The 18,998-nt window shown below is 70.2% G+C and carries 16 protein-coding genes; 10 read left to right on the top strand and 6 right to left on the bottom strand.

The window, feature by feature from the left end; genetic code table 11:
• The first annotated feature begins 329 nt into the window (after positions 1-329).
• Positions 330-1,472 (top strand): peptidoglycan-binding protein, encoded by a 1,143-nt coding sequence (locus tag ABZ808_RS00850; RefSeq protein WP_356998999.1) that lies wholly within the window; start codon positions 330-332, stop codon positions 1,470-1,472.
• Positions 1,473-1,525: 53 nt separating this feature from the next.
• Here the strand turns inward: ABZ808_RS00850 and ABZ808_RS00845 are convergent, their stop codons facing one another.
• Together ABZ808_RS00845 and ABZ808_RS00840 are read right to left on the bottom strand one after the other, a co-directional pair.
• Positions 1,526-3,208, bottom strand: a complete 1,683-nt coding sequence (locus tag ABZ808_RS00845; protein WP_356998996.1) for a bifunctional 3-(3-hydroxy-phenyl)propionate/3-hydroxycinnamic acid hydroxylase — start codon at positions 3,206-3,208, stop codon at positions 1,526-1,528.
• Positions 3,209-3,334: 126 nt separating this feature from the next.
• The gene (locus ABZ808_RS00840) at positions 3,335-6,487 is read right to left on the bottom strand and encodes a BTAD domain-containing putative transcriptional regulator (protein WP_356998994.1); all 3,153 of its coding nucleotides are present in this window, start codon (positions 6,485-6,487) and stop codon (positions 3,335-3,337) included.
• 675 nt (positions 6,488-7,162) lie between these two features.
• Here ABZ808_RS00840 and ABZ808_RS00835 point away from each other — a divergent pair.
• Positions 7,163-7,459, top strand: coding sequence for a DUF1540 domain-containing protein (locus tag ABZ808_RS00835; RefSeq protein ID WP_356998992.1), 297 nt, complete (start codon positions 7,163-7,165; stop codon positions 7,457-7,459).
• A 160-nt stretch (positions 7,460-7,619) separates the two neighbouring features.
• Entirely contained in the window at positions 7,620-8,438 is an 819-nt protein-coding gene (locus ABZ808_RS00830) for a DUF2470 domain-containing protein (protein WP_357002684.1), read from the top strand.
• A 16-nt stretch (positions 8,439-8,454) separates the two neighbouring features.
• Here the strand turns inward: ABZ808_RS00830 and ABZ808_RS00825 are convergent, their stop codons facing one another.
• A complete protein-coding gene (locus tag ABZ808_RS00825) occupies positions 8,455-9,567 on the bottom strand; it encodes a Gfo/Idh/MocA family oxidoreductase (protein WP_356998989.1) in 1,113 nt (370 codons plus the stop codon).
• Positions 9,537-10,247, bottom strand: coding sequence for a ThuA domain-containing protein (locus ABZ808_RS00820; RefSeq protein WP_356998986.1), 711 nt, complete (start codon positions 10,245-10,247; stop codon positions 9,537-9,539). The genes ABZ808_RS00825 and ABZ808_RS00820 overlap by 31 nt, the downstream gene beginning before the upstream one ends.
• Positions 10,248-10,439: 192 nt before the next feature.
• On the opposite strand from ABZ808_RS00820, the gene ABZ808_RS00815 reads away from it, so the two are divergent.
• The 5 genes from ABZ808_RS00815 to ABZ808_RS00795 all read left to right on the top strand — a co-directional run bounded on the left by ABZ808_RS00815 (position 10,440) and on the right by ABZ808_RS00795 (position 15,395).
• Positions 10,440-11,981 (top strand): phenylacetate--CoA ligase family protein, encoded by a 1,542-nt coding sequence (locus ABZ808_RS00815; RefSeq protein ID WP_356998983.1) that lies wholly within the window; start codon positions 10,440-10,442, stop codon positions 11,979-11,981.
• Positions 11,982-12,028: 47 nt separating this feature from the next.
• Positions 12,029-12,424 carry a DUF4188 domain-containing protein gene (locus ABZ808_RS00810; protein WP_356998980.1) on the top strand — a complete coding sequence of 132 codons (396 nt, stop codon included), beginning with the start codon at positions 12,029-12,031 and terminating at the stop codon, positions 12,422-12,424.
• Positions 12,421-13,503, top strand: coding sequence for a hypothetical protein (locus ABZ808_RS00805; RefSeq protein WP_356998977.1), 1,083 nt, complete (start codon positions 12,421-12,423; stop codon positions 13,501-13,503). The genes ABZ808_RS00810 and ABZ808_RS00805 overlap by 4 nt, the downstream gene beginning before the upstream one ends.
• Entirely contained in the window at positions 13,500-14,393 is an 894-nt protein-coding gene (locus ABZ808_RS00800; RefSeq protein ID WP_356998974.1) for a hypothetical protein, read from the top strand. The genes ABZ808_RS00805 and ABZ808_RS00800 overlap by 4 nt, the downstream gene beginning before the upstream one ends.
• A 198-nt stretch (positions 14,394-14,591) precedes the next feature.
• Complete coding sequence (locus ABZ808_RS00795; RefSeq protein WP_356998971.1) at positions 14,592-15,395, top strand: SGNH/GDSL hydrolase family protein; 804 nt, start codon at positions 14,592-14,594, stop codon at positions 15,393-15,395.
• A 123-nt stretch (positions 15,396-15,518) separates the two neighbouring features.
• On the opposite strand, the gene ABZ808_RS00790 is transcribed toward ABZ808_RS00795, so the two are convergent.
• Positions 15,519-15,968, bottom strand: coding sequence for a MarR family winged helix-turn-helix transcriptional regulator (locus ABZ808_RS00790; protein WP_356998968.1), 450 nt, complete (start codon positions 15,966-15,968; stop codon positions 15,519-15,521).
• A gap of 56 nt (positions 15,969-16,024) precedes the next feature.
• Here ABZ808_RS00790 and ABZ808_RS00785 point away from each other — a divergent pair, with 56 nt between their 5' ends.
• The gene (locus tag ABZ808_RS00785) at positions 16,025-17,119 is read left to right on the top strand and encodes a bifunctional NAD(P)H-dependent oxidoreductase/GNAT family N-acetyltransferase (RefSeq protein ID WP_356998965.1); all 1,095 of its coding nucleotides are present in this window, start codon (positions 16,025-16,027) and stop codon (positions 17,117-17,119) included.
• A gap of 65 nt (positions 17,120-17,184) precedes the next feature.
• Here the strand turns inward: ABZ808_RS00785 and ABZ808_RS00780 are convergent, their stop codons facing one another.
• Complete coding sequence (locus ABZ808_RS00780; protein ID WP_356998963.1) at positions 17,185-17,892, bottom strand: DUF899 family protein; 708 nt, start codon at positions 17,890-17,892, stop codon at positions 17,185-17,187.
• Between the two features lie 137 nt (positions 17,893-18,029).
• Here ABZ808_RS00780 and ABZ808_RS00775 point away from each other — a divergent pair, with 137 nt between their 5' ends.
• Positions 18,030-18,950: an RNA polymerase subunit sigma-70 gene (locus ABZ808_RS00775; RefSeq protein WP_356998961.1), complete on the top strand. Its 921-nt coding sequence runs from the start codon at positions 18,030-18,032 to the stop codon at positions 18,948-18,950.
• Positions 18,951-18,998: the final 48 nt, after the last annotated feature.

Genomic DNA, 18,998 nt, shown 5'->3' with positions numbered 1-18,998 from the left:
GACACCTCCAATGCGTTGGATCCCTTCACACGCCACCCATTCCAAGCTCGCTGCTGTCCCGTGCGCTCAGTCAACGCTGCGGTGACCCTTCAGTAACATCGCTCGATTGCCGATCAACTCGTAACCCTTCGTTTGCCAACCAGGGGCCTTTCGCGGGCGGCCGACCTACCGATCGGTCGGCAGCGGCTCAACCTGTCCGGCCCTCCTACTGCAAGGAACCCGACTTGCCCTTGTGGACGGGAATTCTGGAGATCCAGGCTGGCGGCGACCGCGGCCGGGATGGCTCGTCTCCCGCACCGCCGCCGAGACCCAACCCCTGGGAGGACGACATGGACGTGGCACCCGACATCGACGATCCGGATGTCACCCACCACGACGAGGACGACGACCCGGGCAGCCTGATCGGCGACGAGGTCGAGTACGACCTCGGTCCGGACGACGACCCGGGCACCGGTCCCGGAGAGGACCCGGGCGGGGAGGACCCGGACGACGGCGAGGAACCTCCGCCGGGCATGCGCCCGCCGGTCCGGCTCGCCCCGGTGCTGGTGTGCCTGCGCAACGAGATCAACGCCCGCTGGCCGAACCGGGACCGCGCCTCCGACGGCTGGATCGGCGACACCGCCCACCAGGCCACGAAATCGGACCACAACCCCGACCACGACAACTCCGTCAACGCGCTGGACGTCGACCGGGACGGCATCGACCCGCAGCTGGTGGTGCGCCGGGCCATCGTCCACCCGTCCACCCAGTACGTGATCTTCGACCGGACGATCTGGAGCCGCACCCGCGGGTTCACGCCGTCCCGGTACACCGGGTCGAACCCGCACACCAAGCACCTGCACGTCAGCGTCAGCCACTCCCCCGAACTGGAGAACAGCCGCCGGGCCTGGGGCATCGACGCCGGGGTGCCGACCAAGCCCCTGAAGCTCGGCGACCGGGTGCTGCGTACGGGATGCACCGGCGCTGACGTCCGCGAACTCCAGGCCCTGGCGAACACGCTCGGCGCGAAGCCACCGCTCACCGTGGACGGCGACTTCGGCAGCCGTACCGAGGCGTGGGTCAGCGGCTTCCAGAAGGCGAAGAAGCTCACGGTCGACGGCCTGGTCGGGCCGAAGACCGTGGCGGCCCTCCGCACGGCGTCCACGCCGACGCCCGCGAAGCCGTCGACAACAGCGAAGCCGCCGACGCCCGCGAAGCCGCAGACCAAACCGCCCGCGAAGCCCCCGACGAAGCCGCCGGCTCAACCCCGACGGGAGCCCGGTTCCCGCACGTTGCGCCGCAGCGCGACCGGCGACGACGTCGGCTTCGTCCAGCGGTTCATCGGCGAGCGGCGGTGCGGCACCGCGGACGGGGAGTTCGGCACCCGGACCGAGGCCGGGGTCCGCTGGTACCAGAAGATGCAGGGCCTCACGGCCGACGGCGCGGTCGGCCCGCGCACCTGGCGCAAGATGGGAGTGCAGGTCAGGTACTGACCTCGTCGCGGGTCGGCCGGCCTCTGGGCGCCGGTGGACGTGGTTGCACCAGGTCACGAGGCAGCCCCGCCCACCGGCCGCACGGACTGACCCGGTCGATCCGACGGCACGCCGAGGGCGGCCGACAGATCCCGCCCGACCTGGTCGATCCCGGCGGCCGCCGACAGGGCGAACACGAACCGGTCCGGCCGCAGCACCACCAGGTCGGCGCGGCGGTGCCGGAGCCAACTGCCGAGCACACCGTCGACGTCAACGACATCGACCCGGTCCGGCTGGCCGTCCCCGGACAGGTCCGGCAGGCCAGCCACCGGAGTGCCGGACGGGTGGACGGCGACGAACCGTACCGGCAGCCCTCGCCACTGCGGTCCGAGCGAACTGCCCGCCGTGGCGAGGCCGAGCACGGTGAAGCCGTCACCGAGCGCCTCGTCGAGCAAACGCGCACCGGACGATCCCGGGATGAGGATCCGCGGCTGGGGAAACATCGTCCCGACCACGCCGTCGCGCCGACCGCCGGACATCAGGCCCCGCCGGTACGCCGGCACCGGCTTGAACTCGAACCGCTCCACGAACCGCCGTACCCGGGGGATCGTCTGGACCGCCCGTAGCACGGTGTCCCGCACCCAGGCGGCGGACCGGTTGCGGGCCAGGAAGACCCGCCCCAGCCGGACGCTCGTCCGCGCCATCTCCAGGGTGTGCGGGCGCCGCTCGGTCTCATACGTGTCCAGCACCGCGGCGTCGGCGGCGCGGGACAACACCAGGGCCAGCTTCCACGACAGGTTCGCCGCGTCGCGTAGGCCGCTGCACAGACCCTGACCCAAGAATGGGGGCATCTGGTGGGCCGCGTCGCCCAGCAGGAAGACCCTCCCCTCCCGCCACCGTTCGGCGATGAGGTGGTGGAAGCTGTAGACCACCGCCCGGGTGACGTCGAACCGGTCCGGGTCGACGTACGGCGAGACGAGCGCGGCGATCATCTCCGGGTGCCGCATCTCGGCTTCGGTCTCCCCCGGGCGCAGCATGAACTCCAGGCGGTAGCTGCCGGCCGCGCCGGGAGACACGAACGCCGGGCGCTGCCAGTCGCAGACGAACCGGGTGTCCCTGACCCGCACCGCGTCGGGCGGCACGTCGCCGGAGACCGCGAGCCACGGCTCGGCGTAGCTCGCCCCACCCAGCGGGATCCGGACGGCGGATCGGGTGGCGCTGCGGGCGCCGTCGCAGCCGAGCACGTACCTGGCGCGAACTGCCCGCCGTTGACCGGTGACCACGTCGGACAGGAGCACGGTCACCCCGTGCTCGTCCTGGGTCAGGCCGACCAGTTCGGTGCCGAGTGAGAGCTGGACGTGCGGGAAGCGGTCCAGCCCGGACCGTAGCGTCCGTTCCAGTCGTGGCTGGTCGAAGAAGCGCAGCGGGGCGTGGCCGTACCCGAAATCCGTCTCGGACAACGCCATCCGGGCGAAGACCCGGCCCGCGCGGTTGACGTACTCGACGAGCGGCGGCGCGATCGTCTCACCCCGTACCTCGTCGAGCAGGTCGGCCTGCTGGTAGATGCGTAGCGCCTCGTCGTCGCAGGAGAAGGCTCGCGGCTGGCCGTGCGGGGCCGCGCTCCGCTCCACGACCAGTGTGGTGACGCCGCGAGCGCCGAGCAGGTTGGCGGTGAGCGCACCGACCGGTCCGCAGCCGATGACGGCCACGTCGACCTCCTGGACCGGGTGGTGAGCCGACGGCTGATCTGGACGCATGGCGGTGCCCTCTCGGAACACGTTCCTGTGGGGACGGCACCCGGCCGTCCTCCCCGACGCCAACCAGGGCACCAGCTCGGCGTGGAAAAGTTGTGGAGACGGCGTGGAGGCGGGCCTCCACGCCGGTCAGAAACCGGCGAACCGGGGCAGCAACAGCCCGGCGCCCTGTTCGGCGGCGATCTGGGCCCCGACGTCCCACTCCGTGCGGTCGCGGCGCGCGACGCCGCGGATGCGGTGCAGTTCAGCGACGAACACCCGCTCCCCCACCCGGTCGGCCACGGCCAGCGCCTCCTCGGCCAGCGTCGCCGCGGTCTCCGGTTGACCGGCAGTCAGGTACGCCTCGGCCATCGCGCAGAGCGTGATGGTCCGGGTGGACCGCAGTCCTGGACGGTAGATCTCCTCACCGGCGGCGCGCATCGCTTCGAGCCGGCCGTGCTCACCGCCCCGCGCGGCAGCCCACTCGGCGAAGAACGCGCCGGTCGCCATCAGGTGCGGCAGGCCGGTGGCCCGGCCGATGTCCTGGCACCGCCGCCCCGCGACGTCGGCTGCGGCGACGTCGTGTTCCTGCATCGCCAGCCAGGCGGCGTAGAGTGCCGCGTTCGCCCGGCCGTACGGGTCGTCGAGTTCCTCGGCAAGGGCCTCGGCATCGGCGATGTCCGCCCAGGCGCCGGAGGGGTTGCCGCGTACCGAGCGGACCAACGCCCGGAAGTTGTGGCAGCCGAGAACCGGACGCCGACCAATCTCTCGGCGCAGCAGCACCCGATCGACCGTTCGCAGCCGGTCGATCGCGACGGTGAGCCGGCGCTCGCCGTCGGCCAGCCGGCCGGTGAAGTAGCCGACCGCACCGAGCAGGTACTCGCCGGCCACGGCGATCAGCCGGCTGCCGTCGTCCTCGGCCCGCACCAGCCGCTCCGCCAGGTCGGTGCAGAACGCGAACTCGGCCCGGTTGGCGGCCAGTTCGCCCAGTGCCCAGAGCGCGTGCCGGATGTCGGCGTCCGGCCCCACCAGTGTCAGCAGCTCCCGGGCGCGGGCGCAGATCTGGTCGACCGCGTCGCTGCCGACACCGACCGTCATCTGCAACAGCGACGCGCGGTGCAACTGGACGGCCAGTTCGGTCGACGCCACGTCGGGCGAGCCCTGCGCGGTCGGGGCCAGCCGGTGCGCGGCGCGTTCGAGGTGACCGAGCGCGTCCTCGTAGGCGACCCGCCGGGTCGCGTCGTCGGCGGCGAGCAGCGACCACCGCAGGTGGTCCTCACCGTGGCCGAGCCCGATCGCCTGACCGTAGTGGTGGGCCAACTCGGCCGGTGCGACGTCCGCCGCCCGCTCGTAGACCACGGCCAGCCGGGCATGCAGAGCGGCCCGGCGCGGCGGGACCAGCTCGGCGTAGGTGACCTCGGCGATGAGCGGATGGCGGAAGGTGACCGCGCCCGGTCCGGCCTCGGTCACCAGTGCCGCCGTGTAGGCCGGGGTCAGCCCTTCGGCCACCGCCGGGGCCGTGGTGTCCAGCGCCGCCGCCATCACCTGAAGGTCCAGGTCGTGTCCGGCCACGCTGAGCAGGTCGAGGCAGCGTCGGGCGGGTTCGGGCAACCCACCGAGCCCCAGCCGTACGGTGTCGCGGATGCTCGGCGGCAGCTCCGCGGCGGCTGCCGGGTCGGTCCGGGATCGGAGCAGCTCGGTGATGAAGAACGGATTCCCGCCGGTACGGGTGACGAGTCGCGCCACGACGGGCTCCGGCGGTGCCACCCCGGTCCGGTCCCGGACGAGGTCGGCGACCGAGGACGCGTCCAGCCCGGCGAGCCGAAGTTGGCCGAACCCCCGACCGCGAGCCAGCTCGGCGACGGTCGCCACCAGGGCCGGATCGTGGTCGTACGGCCGAAGGGTGGCCACCACCAGCGCCCGGGCCGCCGACAGATCGGCGGAGAGGAACCGCAGCAACAGCAGCGAGTCCGGGTCGGCGGCGTGCAGGTCGTCCACCACGACCAGCAGGCCGCGCCGCCGGGCCACCGCGTGCACCAGTTCCGACACCGCCTCGTACACCTGGAACCGCGCCGTGGGGTCGAACCCGCCACCGTCCGCCGGGGCCGGCAGCGACCCCGCGGCGAACCCGCCCAGCCGGCTCGCCGAACCCGTGGCGCTGGCCTCCGGCATCGCCACGAGCGCGCGTACCACCTGGCTCCACAGCCAGAACGGTGGCGCCTGCCCGACATCGGGACAGCGGCCCCAGACCACGGGGACGCCGTTCGCGGCGGCCTGCGCGCCGAGTGCCGCGGCCAGGCTGGTCTTGCCGATGCCGGCCTCCCCCACCAGAGCCAGCACCCGCCCGCCGTGCCGGGTGGCCGCGTCGAGCGATTCCCGTAGGCGCTCCAGCTCCGCGCCACGACCCACCAGCGGGTCCGCGCCCTCGGCTCCGGGCTCGTTCGGGACCACCGCGACTGAGCTCGGTAGGGACTCGACGCGGAGCGGCAGGGTCTCGGCCACCCGTACGACGTCCGGACCGACCGTCGCCGGACCGTCGGACTCCGCCGGTTCGGCCTGTTCCAGGATCAGCCGGTGCACCGCCCGGATCTGCTCCCCGGGGTCGAGCCCGTACTCGCTGGCCAGGATCCGGCGCCCCTCGTCGAAGGCCGCCAGCGCCTCGGTCTGCCGGCCGGACTGGTACAGCGCCACCATCAACTGCGCCCGAGCCCTCTCGCGCAGCGGGTTCGCCGACACGAACCGGCGCAGTTCCGCCAGTTGCGTCGCGTGCCGGCCGGCCACGACGGCGGCGGTCAAACGCCCCTCCTCGGCGCTCAACCGCAGCTCAGCCAGCCGAGTCACCTCCGGGCGCACCGCGGCCAGCTCGGCGACGCCCGCCAGCGGCTCACCCCGCCACAACGCCAACGCCTCGGCGTAGCAATCCTCGGCGGCCGCCAGCTCCCCGGCCGCGAACGCATCCGCCGCCTGGTCCACGAGGCTGCCGAACCGGACCGCGTCGATGGCCTCGGCGTCCACCCGCAGCTCGTACCCTCTCGGGTGGCTGCGCAGGATTCGTGCCGGCTCGCGATGGGACCGCTCGGGCTCCACGACCCGACGCAACCCGGCCACGTACGTGCGCAGCGTCATCTGGGCGCTGGCCGGCGGCCGTCCGTCCCACAGCGCCTCGACCAGCCAGTCGGCGGCCACGAACCGGTTGGGTCGCAGCAGGAGCAGGGCCAGCAGCGCCTGTTGCTTCGGTCCTCCGAGGGGCACCACTCGCCCGCCCCGGAGGATCTCCGGCGGACCTAGCAGCCGGAACTGCATGCCATCACCACAACGATGGTCCCAACATGTCCAATGCAGAGTAGGGCAGCGATCGGGCCGGACCGACAGCGCGACCCGCCGTCCAGGCTGTCGCTCGCTACGCCGGCGGCAACTGAGCACTTGAGCCTTCATCGTCGCGGACTCCGGCGGGCGTACGCCTCGGACGTTCGGGTCGTGCCCTGGCGCACGCGTACCACGCTGAACGGTCTCGATCCGGCGAGGGCTTGGCCGGGCCATGACGACGGTCCGACCGGCCGCATTACCTGGCGCCTGTGCGGCCGTACCGCGAAGGCGGGATCTATTTGACCGCCACCCGGCACCTTCCCACGTTCGTGAAGTAGCGCCGAAAGCTGAAAGCGCTGTTGAGCAATTGCGGTAATTGCCGAACCCCCTCTCCTTTCCGTGATGCTGAAATCAGGGCCGCCAGGCGCACACAAAGCCTCCGAACAGGTAAGGCAAGACTTACCTAACAAATTCCGACTTGCCTCCGGCGCGACCGCGAAGGAACGATGAAAACGTCGTGCGGGACACGTCGCGCTGTTAGCGTGATGTCTTCAAGGTCCCGATCGGTGGCGGGTTTGCCTTCCACCTGAGTGGCAAATATACGGACTGACATATGAGCACGCCGGCTTCCTTTACCGCGCCGGCCCCTACGGTTTGGCTTGGGAGAACATCATGAAAACTCTGCTCCAGTCGCCCCCCGTGCGTGAATGTGCCGCCACCGCGTGCAGTTTCAACGCAAAGGGCTGCCACGCTCCGGCGATCACCGTGGCCTCGACGGGCGACGCCGCGTCCTGCGCCACGTTCGTGGAGTCCTCGATCCAGGGCGGCATCCCGGAGGTGACCGGCGCGGTGGGCGCGTGTGCGCGCTCCGAGTGCACCTACAACGCCAACCTCGCCTGCACGGCCGAGTCCATCACCGTCGGCCCGGGCGCCACCGCCAGCGACTGCCTCACCTACCAGCCGGCCTGACGCCACTGGCGCGTGCCGACGTGACGTCACACCCACGGCACGGCACCGCCTTGGCAAAGGTTAGCCTTACCTACTATTGTCACGATCCGAGGCCGATTCACCTTCACTACGGGCCAAGGGGACTGACATGGTGTTCCACCCAGCCGTGCGACCAACGGAGCTGGCGGATCCCGCGCACGCTGCCGCAGCGGCTGATCAGGCCGCCGTGACGGCACGATCGACCCTGGCCGCTGCGTCGTCCCTGCGGCTCCGACTTGGCGACGCCTGCGCCGACCTCATCGAATCGCACGCCGTCCTGCCCGACGGCACGGTGATCCTCGCCGTCGACGCGATGAGCCGGACCGGCGGCCTGCTGGTCGCGGCACGCGGGCGGCAGGGCGCGGCGCGGCTCGACGTGACGCAACTCGTCCCGGTCGCCGTACGCTCCCGCGTGCGGGCCAGAGTCTGGATGCTGGGCACCGCGCGCCGGTTCGACTCCGGCGTCCTGGACTCGTGTGACTGCGACACCGTCATGTCCCTGCTCGATCTGCCTCCCGTCGCGCTGTGGGCTGTCGAACCGGTCGAGGTCGGCCTCACCCGCGACATCGGCGACACCACGCTGAGCGTCAGCGCCTATCGGGGCGCGCGGCCGGACCCGCTCGCCGCCGACGAGGCCGTACACCTGCAACACCTCACCGACCAGCACGGTGATCTCCTCGACCAGCTCGCCGCACTGCTCGACCCCGCGTTGACCGCCGGGTCGACGCGAGTCGTACCGGTCGCCGTCGACGCCAACGGCATCGTGCTCCGCGCCGAGGCGCCGGACCGGCACACCGACGTCCGGCTGACGTTCGCCCAGCGGGTCACCAGGAGCGCCGGCCTCGCCGAAGGGCTGCGGATGCTGCTCGCCACGCCCGCGCCGCACGGATCCGCCGGTACACCCCAGTTCAGGACCGTGATCGGCGGCAGCGTCAGCGAGGTCAGGGGCGCGGGCAACTGAGCCTGGACAGTTTCGCCTACGCGGCGTCGTACACCTTCCAGTCCGCGACCGGAGTGAGCGGCACTGGCGCGGGTCGCTCCACCACCGTCGTCAGCTCGATCCGCCGGCCTTCGGCTGCCGACTGGAGCAGGGTGGTCATCGTTTCGAGTACGTGCAGCGCGACGTCGCCGCCTGCGCGCGGCGGACGCTGACCGTCGGCCCGGACAAGGTCGATCAGACCGATGCCTCGGGAACCCTCGGCGTAACCGGCCCGCGGCTCGAGAACGCGCCATTCGGTGCCGCCGAGCGCGCAGAGGCGGACCTGACCGTCGAAGTCGTTCGGATCGGGTACGGCGAGCGTGCCGGTCTCCCCGTGCACCTCGATCGGTGCGGCTGTCGTCGCGACCCCGTCGAAGCTCATGGTGATGGTGGAGAGAGCACCGTTGACGTGTTCGAGCACGCCTGTCACGTGGGTGTCCACCTCAACCGGAATCCGCTGGCCGAGACGCGGGCCCGAGCCGATGACGCGCTCGGCGCGCAGACGGCTGGCGGCTCCGCCCACCGCGCGAACCGGCCCGAGCAGGTGGATGAGCGCCGAGATGTAGTACGGCCCCATGTCCAGCAACGGGCCGCCGCCCGGGGCGTAGTAGAAGTCGGGGTGGGGGTGCCAGCGCTCGTGCCCTGGCGTGACCATGACGGCCGACGCGGACAACGGGCGGCCGATGAGCCCGCCGTCGATCGCCGCCCGCGCCGTCTGGGTGCCGGTGCCCAGGACGGTGTCCGGCGCACACCCGACGCGGACGCCGGCCGCCGCGGCGCGTTCGACGATCGAACGGCCGTCCTCGAACGTCACGGCGAGCGGCTTCTCGACGTACACGTTCTTGCCCGCGTCGATCGCGCCGAGCGAGATCTCCGCGTGCGCCGCGGGGATCGTCAGGTTGAGCACCGTCTGCACGTCCGGGCGGGCGAGCAGACCCTCGACGGTCAACGCCTCAGCGCCGGGGATGGTGGCCGCCGCGGCGGCCGACCGGGCAGCGTCGAGGTCGGCAAGCGCGGCGATGGTCACCGCCGGGTGGTTCGCCAGTGTGTCCAGGTACGCGCGGGAGATGACCCCGAGACCTACGACGCCGACGCGGTGCGGGTCGCCCACATCATCCCCCTCTCGATGACGGTACGGACGCTCGCGTGCTCCAGCACGTCAAGGCTGTGCCCCGGGGTGGTCACGACGACGCGCCCGGCACCCCAGAGTCGGGTCCAGATCGCCGGCGAGGTGACCGGCCGGTGCCACGGATGCCACTCCTGCGTCGGGTGGGTCGTGACAGCCAGGACGTCGATCAGGTCGTCGTGCAGCACCCAGTACTGCTCGGTGACCAGGTCGAAGTCCTCGATTCCGGCGGTGATCGGATGCTCCCGGCCGAGATCGGTGATGTGCACCGTGTGCGGCAGGAAGTTGTCCTCCTCGCCGCCGCGACGCTCGCACGGCTCCCGACCCGGATGGGTCGCGAACTGACCGCCCACCAGATGCAGGTACTCAGATGACGCACGGAACGAGTCAACGATTCCGCCGTGCCAGCCGGTGAACCCCGTACCGGCGACGACCGCCGCGCTGAGGCCCGCCGCCTGCTCCGCGGTGATCTGCGACATCGTCACGCACTGCACGACGAGGTCGGTGGCGGCCATTTCGGCGGCATCGGCGTAGATCTCCGTCGACTCCTCAACCCGTACGGCGTAGCCACTACGTTCGAGGAAGGGGATGAACAACTCGGTCGCCTCGACCGGCCGGTGCCCCTCCCAGCCGCCCCGGACCACCAACGCTCTCTGCTGCGCCACCCTCGCTCCCTCCCGTGCCTGTCGAGAACCGAAACCGTACTCGTGGTTGCCGCCTCGGACCATGGACGCGGAGTACGCTTCAGCTGTCGCAGCGGCAGACCCTCCCGGTGGGTGGCGGCTGGGTCCGGATACTCAGGACGGCCGAGTATCCGGCACCAGGCGCCCGACCCGAAGGTCCAATAGCCTCGGCGCGTGGTGACATTCCTGCGCCGGTGGACGTTGCGCTTCGCGAGCTTCGCACTGACCTGGCTCTACACGCTGTACCGGATCCATCCGGCGATGTGGCGGCTCACCGCACGTCAGTATCGTCCGTACATGGGTCGCTTCGCCCGGCTGCACGCCTGGATGACCTGCCAGTTCGCCGCTATCGACGTGCCCGCGTACGGCGACTACCTCCGCCGCAACCACTGGCGGTTCCGGTGGTTCGACCTGTCGTCGTACCCGCCCACTGACAAGCGGTCCTACGTGCAGGCGTACCCGGAGGCGCAGCGCTGTTGGCACGGTGAGATCGAGATCGCTGGCAGCGTGGTCGACGAGTCGTCGGGCTCGTCCGGTCAGCCGTTCAACTGGATCCGCAGCCGCCGGGAGTTGCGCTCGGTCCACAAGAACCTGGCCGGCTTCGCCACAATGGTCTTTCCGTCGAAGCGGCGGTTCGTCATCAACGCGTACTCGATGGGTGCCTGGGCCACCGGGACCAACACCGGCATCGCCATGTCCACGATCGCCATGGTGAAGAACACCGGACCGGACCTGCAGAAGATCGTCGATACCCTGCGGTACTTCGGGCCCGGCTTCGACTACATCGTCACCGCGTACCCCCCGTTCCTCAAGCATCTGCGCGACAAGCTCGACGCCGAGGACTTCCCGTGGGCCGAGTACCGCATCAGTGGCCTGGTCGGCGGTGAGGGGATGACCGAGGCGCTACGCGACTATCTCCAGGAGCGGTTCGTCAAGGTGCGTTCCGGCTACGGGGCCAGCGACCTCACCATCGGCATCGCCGGTGAGACCGACTTCAGCGTCTGGGTCCGCCGGCGTCTACGTACCGACGTCGCGCTGCGGACCGCCCTGCTGGGGGCCGGCGAGCATCGGCTGCCGATGGTCTTCCAGTACAACCCGCTGGAGACGTACCTGGAGACCACCCCGGATCAGGAGGTCCTCTGCACGATCAACTCGACGGCGGTGCTCAATCCGCGGGTCCGCTACAACATCGGCGACGAGGGCCGGCTGGTGTCGTACCCGGAGGTTGTGGCCGCCATCGCCGACCCCGAGGCGCGGGCCGACGCGGAGCGCGCCTGGCAGGTCGACCGGATGCGGTTGCCGCTTCTGTTCCTGTACGGCCGCAAGGACAGCACGATCTCCTACATGGGCGCCAACATCTACCCGCAGGACGTCGAGTACGGCCTCTACGCAGGCAATTCGCAGGCGCACCTGCTGGAGAGCTTCTGCCTGGAGTTGACCGAGCAGGCCGACCTGGAGACTCGGCCGGTCATCCACCTGCAACTTCGCGAGCACCTGACACTCGGCTCCGACGAGCGGCGAAGCCTCGTGGACACCTGCCGCGCGGGGGTCCTGCGTCACCTCGCCCAGGTCAGCCGCGATTTTGCCGAATCCCTCGCCGAGGATCCGTCCGCCGCCGACCTGCGGGTGGAGGTCCACGAGTTCGGCACCGGGCCGTTCGCCGACGCCGCCTCTAAGATCAAGAACGTGTACCTGGTGAAGGGCGTGACGGTGTGAGGACCAGCGACTTCTCGGCCGCGCCTCCGGTAGGCCAGGCGACAGCGATGTTCGTCGGCGCCACCCGCTACCGGGGGCCGCGCTCGATCCTCACGCTCACCCGGGTGTGGTTCAAGATGGTTCGGCAGATGAAGCGGATGGACGGATACCGGTGGCACACCGTGTATTACCAGTTCCCCTTCACTCTCGGCACCATCGCCTTTTTCAGCGACCGCGACGCGCTGCTGAAGTTCGCCCGCAGCCGTCACCACCGCGACCTCATGTGCTGGGTGACCGATCACGGCACGAAGAACGCGACAGGCGGCTACATCCGCCTGTACAACGCCGAGCCCCAGGGCTACAGCAACGGCGTCTGGCGCGCCGAGTCCGACGGCATGGCACACATCCCGACCTTCACTCCCCTGCCCACCGAGACGTCCGGCCCGGCGGTGCATCGCGGATGAGACTGGTTCCTGTGCGGTCGCGGGCAGACCTGCGGGCGTTCGTCGACTTCCCGCTCCGGCTCCACCCGACCGACAGGTACGTTCCCCTGCTGTCATCGGTCACCGCGACCCAACGCCGCAGCGCCGAACTGTTCCTGGTCCGCGATCGACACGGCACCGTCGTGGGACGCACCAGCATGCACCGCAGTGCGGCCTTCGACGCCAAGGTGGGCCCTCGACAGTTGTTCGGGCACACCGAGTTCGTCGATGACGACGACGTCTTCGCCGCCATCATGGACGGCGTCGAGGCCAGGGCCGACGGCCGACCGCTCTTCGGTCCGGTGGCGCTGCTGCCGAACCAGACCGGCGGGGTGATCACTTCCGGCTTCGCCGACCGCGGCTTCGTGGACTCCGCGTGGAACCCCGCCTACTACCCGATGATGTACGAGCGGCACGGCTTCCACCGTCGCTTCGAGGCGGACACCTGGCTTGTGGACCTCGACGGTACGGCCACCGGCGACCCCGACCACGGGTTTGCCTTCGACGACGCCCGGGTCGACGCCGAACAGCTCGTCATCCGGCACGGCTCCCGATGGCGCCTGCACCGCCAGCTGCCGATCCTGCGGCAGATGCTCAACGCGAGCTTCGCCCAGCTCGGCTACTACACCACCATCTCCGCCGAGCAGCTGGCGGAGCAGACGGACGGCCTCGCGTTCCTGCTCGACGAGGCCCTTCTGCTCTGGCTGGAGAAGGCCGGCCGACCCGTCGCGTTCGTCGTCACAGTGCCGGACATCTCCGAGTACCTCATGAGCATCGGCGGTCGGCTCGGCGTCATCAACCAGCTCCGCCTCCTCGCCACCCGCGACCGGTACCGGCGCGACGCCGTCCTCATCATCAAGGGCACCGTGCCCGACGAGCAGGGCAAGGGGTACCTGACGCTGCTGTCCCGGGAACTGCATCGCAACCTTTCCAGCAACCGGTACCGCACCCTGCGCAGCACCTTCGTCGAGCGGACGAACGACGCCTCGGCAGCCCAGTACCGGCGCGCCGGCGGACGGCCCCTGCACGGGTACACCTTCTACGAGAGGGCGACGGCGTGAGCTGGGTGGAGCAGTTGCGGGCCAACGCGGCGATCTGCAACCGGGCACCGAGCGCGCACAACACGCAGCCGTGGCGACCGGAATACCACGCCGACAGGATCGTCATCGATGTCGACGCCGCCCGCAGCCTGCCCGACTCCGACCCGACCGGCCGCGATCTGGCCCTCGGTATCGGCGCATTCGTGGAGACCTGCCTCATCGTCTCCGCCGAACTCGGTCTCTCCGTCACCGCGGCCCCCGGCCCGCAACTGATCCCCGCGGCGAACCGCTACCGGACTCCCTTCACGATCGCCGACGTCGAGGCCCGCCGGGTCGCCCGTGGTCCCTACGAGCCCGGGTACGTCGACGCCGATGTCATCGCGGAGCTGGAGCCCGGCATCGCGCACGTTGCGACCCGGGATCTCGCACCGGATCTGGCGGTCGCCGACCGCTGGATGTTCGGCACGCCAGCCGTCGCGGTCGAGTTGCGTGACTGGCTGCGCCTCAGCCCACGCCACCCTCGGTATCACCTCGACGGACTCACGGACCGGGCACTCGCCCTGTCCCGGTCCGAAGCGTGGGCCCTGTCCACAGCGCTTCGCGCGTACCCCGTCGCCCGCCGGCTGGGCCTTCCGGCCCTGCTGGCCGCCAGCGGTCGCGGCCTGTTGCGCTACAACGGCAGCATCCTGGTCCTGCTCGCCGACGGCGACGACCGCATCGCCGCAGGCAGGCGCCTTCTGCGTACGTGGCTGACTCTCGCCCGGCACGGCCTGGCGGTCCATCCGCTCAGCCAGCTCATCGACTGCCCGGCGACGGCCGCGCGGCTCGCCGAGCGGGTGGGCGGCACACCCCTCGCGGTGTTTCGCGTCGGTCGCCCCCGCACCGAGCCGGTCCGCTCGGCCCGTCGCTGACGGGCCGTCCGAACGCCGGCCTTGGCGCTGCGACGCCGTGAAACGGCGTGGCAGGCGGACGTCTTCCCGCGCGAGGCGCGAGCCCGGCGGCAAGCGCTGTAGGCCGATCAGCAGCGGCTGGGCTCGCAGGAATCTTTCCTACATCAATATTTAGTGGTATCTATTTCACACCGATCCTCCTAACCACCGGAGCGCGACGTGTGGAGATCCCGTCTGGCAACCCTCGCCCTGAGCCTGGCCGCGGCCCTGGGTGCCACCCTCACCCTGGCAGCGCCTGCCCAGGCTGCTCCCGCCGACCATTACGTCGCTCTCGGCGACTCCTACTCCTCAGGGGTGGGTGCCGGTAGCTACACCGCCGAAAGCGGTTCCTGTCAGCGCAGCACCAACGCCTACCCGGCGCTGTACGCCACCAACGTTCGACCCGCGTCGTACCGCTCGGTTGCCTGCTCCGGAGCCACCACCACTAGTGTGATCAACACGCAGCTCAGCGCGCTCAGTGCCACCACCACACTGGTCAGCGTCACTGTCGGCGGCAACGATGTCGGCTTCGCCAACATCATGACCACCTGCGTGCTCTACGGGACCACCGACTGCGTGGCCGCCGTGCAGGCCGCCCAGGACAAGGCCCGGGCCGACCTCGCCAACCTGCTCCGCGCCGTCTACAACGGAATCCGCACCCGGGCGCCCTCGGCCCGGGTGGTGGTCGTCGGCTACCCGGTCTTCTACCAGCTCGGCACGACGTGTGTCGGGCTCAGCGCCACCTCCCGCGCGAAGATCAACGAGGGCATCAATCTGGTGGATGACATCACCCGAAGCGCCGCCCTGGCCGCCGGCTTCACCTTCGCCGACGTACGGTCGAAGTTCGTCGGACACCAACTGTGCAGCTACGGCGACAAGTGGTTGCACGCCTTGAATTTCGCAAACATCGGCATCTCCTACCACCCGACCGCGGCCGGCCAGTCCGGCGGCTTCTACCCGGTCTTCCGGTCGGTCGCGGGCTGACGCCGGGGGCCCTGGCCCGATCCGGCAGAGCCTGTGGGTGCGGTCGATGCACCGCTCCCACAGGCCCGACCGGATGGCGACGAGCCCGGCACCGCGCCGCCGGCTGCCCGGTGATTCCGGTCATCAGTCCGGCAGGTCGGCGATCCGGGTCGACAGTTTGCGCAGCACCGCGAGTTCGTCCGGGCTCAGATGATCGAGGAACCGCGCTCGTACGGAACGAAGGTGGTGCGGGGCGGCCTCCTCCAGCACCGTGAAGCCGTCATCGGTCAGGTGCAGGATGCAGCCCCGGGCGTCCTGCGGGTCGGGCTCCTTGTCGATCAGCCCTCGCGCCTGCATGCGGGCCGCGTGATGGGACAGCCGGCTGCGCGACCACTCCATCTTGGCGGCGAGGTCCTTGAGCGCCCACCGCCGGTTCGGCTTCTCCGAGAGCGTGCTCAGCACCTCGTAGTCGGCCGGCGACAGCCCCGAGTCGCGGGCCAGGTCCTGGCTGAGCCGTGCCGGCAGCGCCGTCAGCAGTCGCCGGAAGGCACGCCACGCGTGCTCCTCGTCCTTGCTGAGCCACTGGGTGTCCACCTGGCCACAGTACTACTCGTTGACACGTCATTGAAAACTCGGCTAGCTTCTGTGACATGTCATCGAATTCAGCGGCCTCACCCCTGCACGTACTTGTCATCGTCGCCAGCACCCGCCCCGGACGGCTGGGCCCGGCAATCGCCGACTGGTTCGTCCAGGCGACCCTTCCGGCGGCCACCCGCGCCGGGGTCACTGTCGACACCGCGGACCTGGCCGACATCGGGCTGCCGCTGCTCGACGAGCCCGAGCACCCCTCCAGCGGCGTGTACGCGCACGAGCACACCCGGGCGTGGAGCCGACGGGTTGCCGCCGCCGACGCGTTCGTCGTGGTGACACCCGAATACAACTACGCAATGCCTGCGGCGTTGAAGAACGCCTTCGATTTCCTCTACCACGAGTGGGCGTGGAAGCCGGTGGCGTTCGTCAGCTACGGCAACACCTCGGCCGGCACCCGCTCCGTGCAGATGGCCAAGCAGGTCGTCACCACATTGAAGATGATGCCCATCGGTGCGACAGTCGCTCTGCGCATCGCCGACAGCACACGCAACGGGCAGGTACTGCAATCCGCAGGACTCGACGAGACCGCCCGCAGAATGCTGCGTGAGCTGACCCGGGTGGCCTCAGCGATGCGGTCCCTGCGTACCGAACCCGAGAGTGAGGTCACCGGGCCGGTCGACGGGCTGAGGCTGACCACAGCCCAGCCCGACGACCTGGCCGAACTGCTCGTGCTCCAGCGGTGCTGCTGGGTGCAGGAGGCCCTCGCGAACGACACCCTCGACCTGGCGCCGCTGCGGGAGACACTTGACGAACTGCGCGAATCGATGCCGACCTGGCAACTGTGGTGCGTACGGCGGCACGGACGCCTCGTGGCAGCGGTGCGTGCACGGGCGCATGAGCGCGCATGGCTGATCGGTCGCCTCATGGTCGCTCCCGACCAGGCCGGCAACGGCATCGGCACCTGGCTCCTGACGCACGTCGAGCAGCAGGCCCCCCAGAAGGCCGAGCACTACGAACTGTTCACCGGCCGCCGCAGCAACCGCAACATCAGGCTGTACGAACGCGCTGGCTATGCCCTCACCCCCGATGAAGGCACCCCGCACGACGCCGTCCGCCTCGCCAAACAGCGGCAACCGGTCACCTCTGTCAGGTGAGCACGACGCAGCAGCAGGCTGACACCGCGGCCGACCCGAGCATGATCACCTCGATCATCAGGACGTCATCGCGGTGCGACGCCGGGGCGTGACCATTGCGCGGTGGGGCGGCCGTTGAGACGCCACGGGTGCCCGGTGACCCGCGGCCAGCCTTCAGGCGAGTTTTCCCAGTTCTCTTGCCGGCCGTACACCGTGAGGTCCAGGGCGTGGTAGGTGGTCATCAACGCCTCCACGCCCCGCCCGGTGGTCCAGTAGGTCTCGTAGACGTCGTCGCCGTCGCGCAGGTAGCACGCGATGAACCCGAAGTCACGACCGTCGGCCAGAGCCGGGTCGGAGTCTTTCGCCGAATACCAGGGGAACCTGTAGCCCATGAACTCCGCGAATGGGGCACTTTCGTCGTAGGGACCCTGGCAGAACACGGCGTAGGTGACGTCCCGAGCGTGCAGGTAGTCCAGCATCTGCATGTGACAGGTCGAGAAGGTGCACCCCTCACACTGATGCTCGTACGGTTTGCCGTCGTGCCACATGTGGAAGTAGGCGATGAGCATCCGGCGGCCCTCGAACACCTCCACCAGCGGGGTGTCCCCGCCAGGGCCCCGCACCGTCACCGTCGGCATCAAGGTCATCGGCAGCTGACGACGAGCGGCTGCGATCGCGTCTCCTTCGCGTGTATGGGCCTTCTCCCGGACCAGCAGTTCGTTGCGCTCACGCAGCCAGGTCTCCCGGTCGACGACCGGGGGCGCGGCGGCGCTGGACGCGGGGGTTGCCGTCACGGCTATCTCCTTCGTGGAGCGGGGATCGGTCACAGGTACAGACGACCGAGTCGGCGATCGTCATCGGTGTCCGATGACGGATGGGGTCCGTGGTCGTCAGTACGGTTGTGAGGACCAGTCAGCCCCGGGGAGATCACATGTCCGACGCGCCTGACGAGCAGGCGGTCTGGCTGCAGCGCGCCTTCGACGAGCACCGGCGTGAGCTACACGTGCACTGCTACCGCCTCGCCGGGAACGTCACCGACGCGGACGACCTGGTGCAGGAGACCTTCCTGCGTGCCTGGCGGGCTCGCGACCGCTTCGAGGGTCGCGCGTCGGCGCGCACCTGGTTCTACCGGATCGCCACAAACGTCTTCCTCGATAGCCGCAAGGCGGCCGGTCACCGGACGGTACCGTACGGTGACCCGCTGGAGTGGTCCACCGAGCTCGGTCCCTATCCCGACGCCCTGCTGGCCGACGATCCGCAGACCGGTCTCGCCGCCCGGGAAACCGTCGAGCTGGCCGTGATCGCAGCGCTCATGTACCTGCCGCCGCGGCAGCGGGCGGCCTTCGTGCTGCGCGACGTCCACGGCTGGACGCCGCAGGAGATCGCCGCCGCGCTCGACACCGCCGTAGCGGCCGTCAACAGCCTCCTCCAGCGGGCCCGCCACACCCTCCGACGGCAAGCGCCGTCGGACCCGAAGGACTGGCGCCGCCCGCAGCTCACCTGTGAGGACGAAGAAATCCTGCGCCGCTACGCCAACGCGAAGGACCCGGAGACGATCCGGGCACTGCTCGCCGAGGACGTACGGATCACGATGCCGCCCGAGCCGCCGGTCGTCGGGATCGACGCGGCCGCGGAGTTCCTCGGCCGACCGCTCGACTGGCGTACGTTCCCCACCTCGGCCAACGGGCGCCCGGCATTGATCAACTATCTCCGCCGGCCCGGCAGCCCGCACTACGAGGCGTTGGTCGTCGACGTACTCCGGATCGAGAACGGGAAGATCGTGGAGAGCAACGCCTTCATCGGCGCCCGCCACGTCGCCGCCTTCAGCATGCCCGCCACACTCGAGCCCTAGACAAGTTGTCGCCTCCGCAGACGGTCACGGGCAACTGCCGGAACCGCC

Source organism: Micromonospora sp. NPDC047527 (genome assembly GCF_040643015.1).
Taxonomy (GTDB): Bacteria; Actinomycetota; Actinomycetes; order Mycobacteriales; family Micromonosporaceae; genus Micromonospora.
Note: the sequence above shows the minus strand (reverse complement) of the source record. Positions and strands in the feature narration are given on the sequence as shown.

Coding starts and splice junctions, on each gene's coding strand:
- ABZ808_RS00850 (WP_356998999.1), top strand. CDS start 330: ATGGACGTGGCACCCGACATCGACGATCCGGATGTCACCCACCACGAC.
- ABZ808_RS00845 (WP_356998996.1), bottom strand. CDS start 3,208: ATGCGTCCAGATCAGCCGTCGGCTCACCACCCGGTCCAGGAGGTCGAC.
- ABZ808_RS00840 (WP_356998994.1), bottom strand. CDS start 6,487: ATGCAGTTCCGGCTGCTAGGTCCGCCGGAGATCCTCCGGGGCGGGCGA.
- ABZ808_RS00835 (WP_356998992.1), top strand. CDS start 7,163: ATGAAAACTCTGCTCCAGTCGCCCCCCGTGCGTGAATGTGCCGCCACC.
- ABZ808_RS00810 (WP_356998980.1), top strand. CDS start 12,029: ATGTTCGTCGGCGCCACCCGCTACCGGGGGCCGCGCTCGATCCTCACG.
- ABZ808_RS00805 (WP_356998977.1), top strand. CDS start 12,421: ATGAGACTGGTTCCTGTGCGGTCGCGGGCAGACCTGCGGGCGTTCGTC.
- ABZ808_RS00785 (WP_356998965.1), top strand. CDS start 16,025: ATGTCATCGAATTCAGCGGCCTCACCCCTGCACGTACTTGTCATCGTC.
- ABZ808_RS00775 (WP_356998961.1), top strand. CDS start 18,030: ATGTCCGACGCGCCTGACGAGCAGGCGGTCTGGCTGCAGCGCGCCTTC.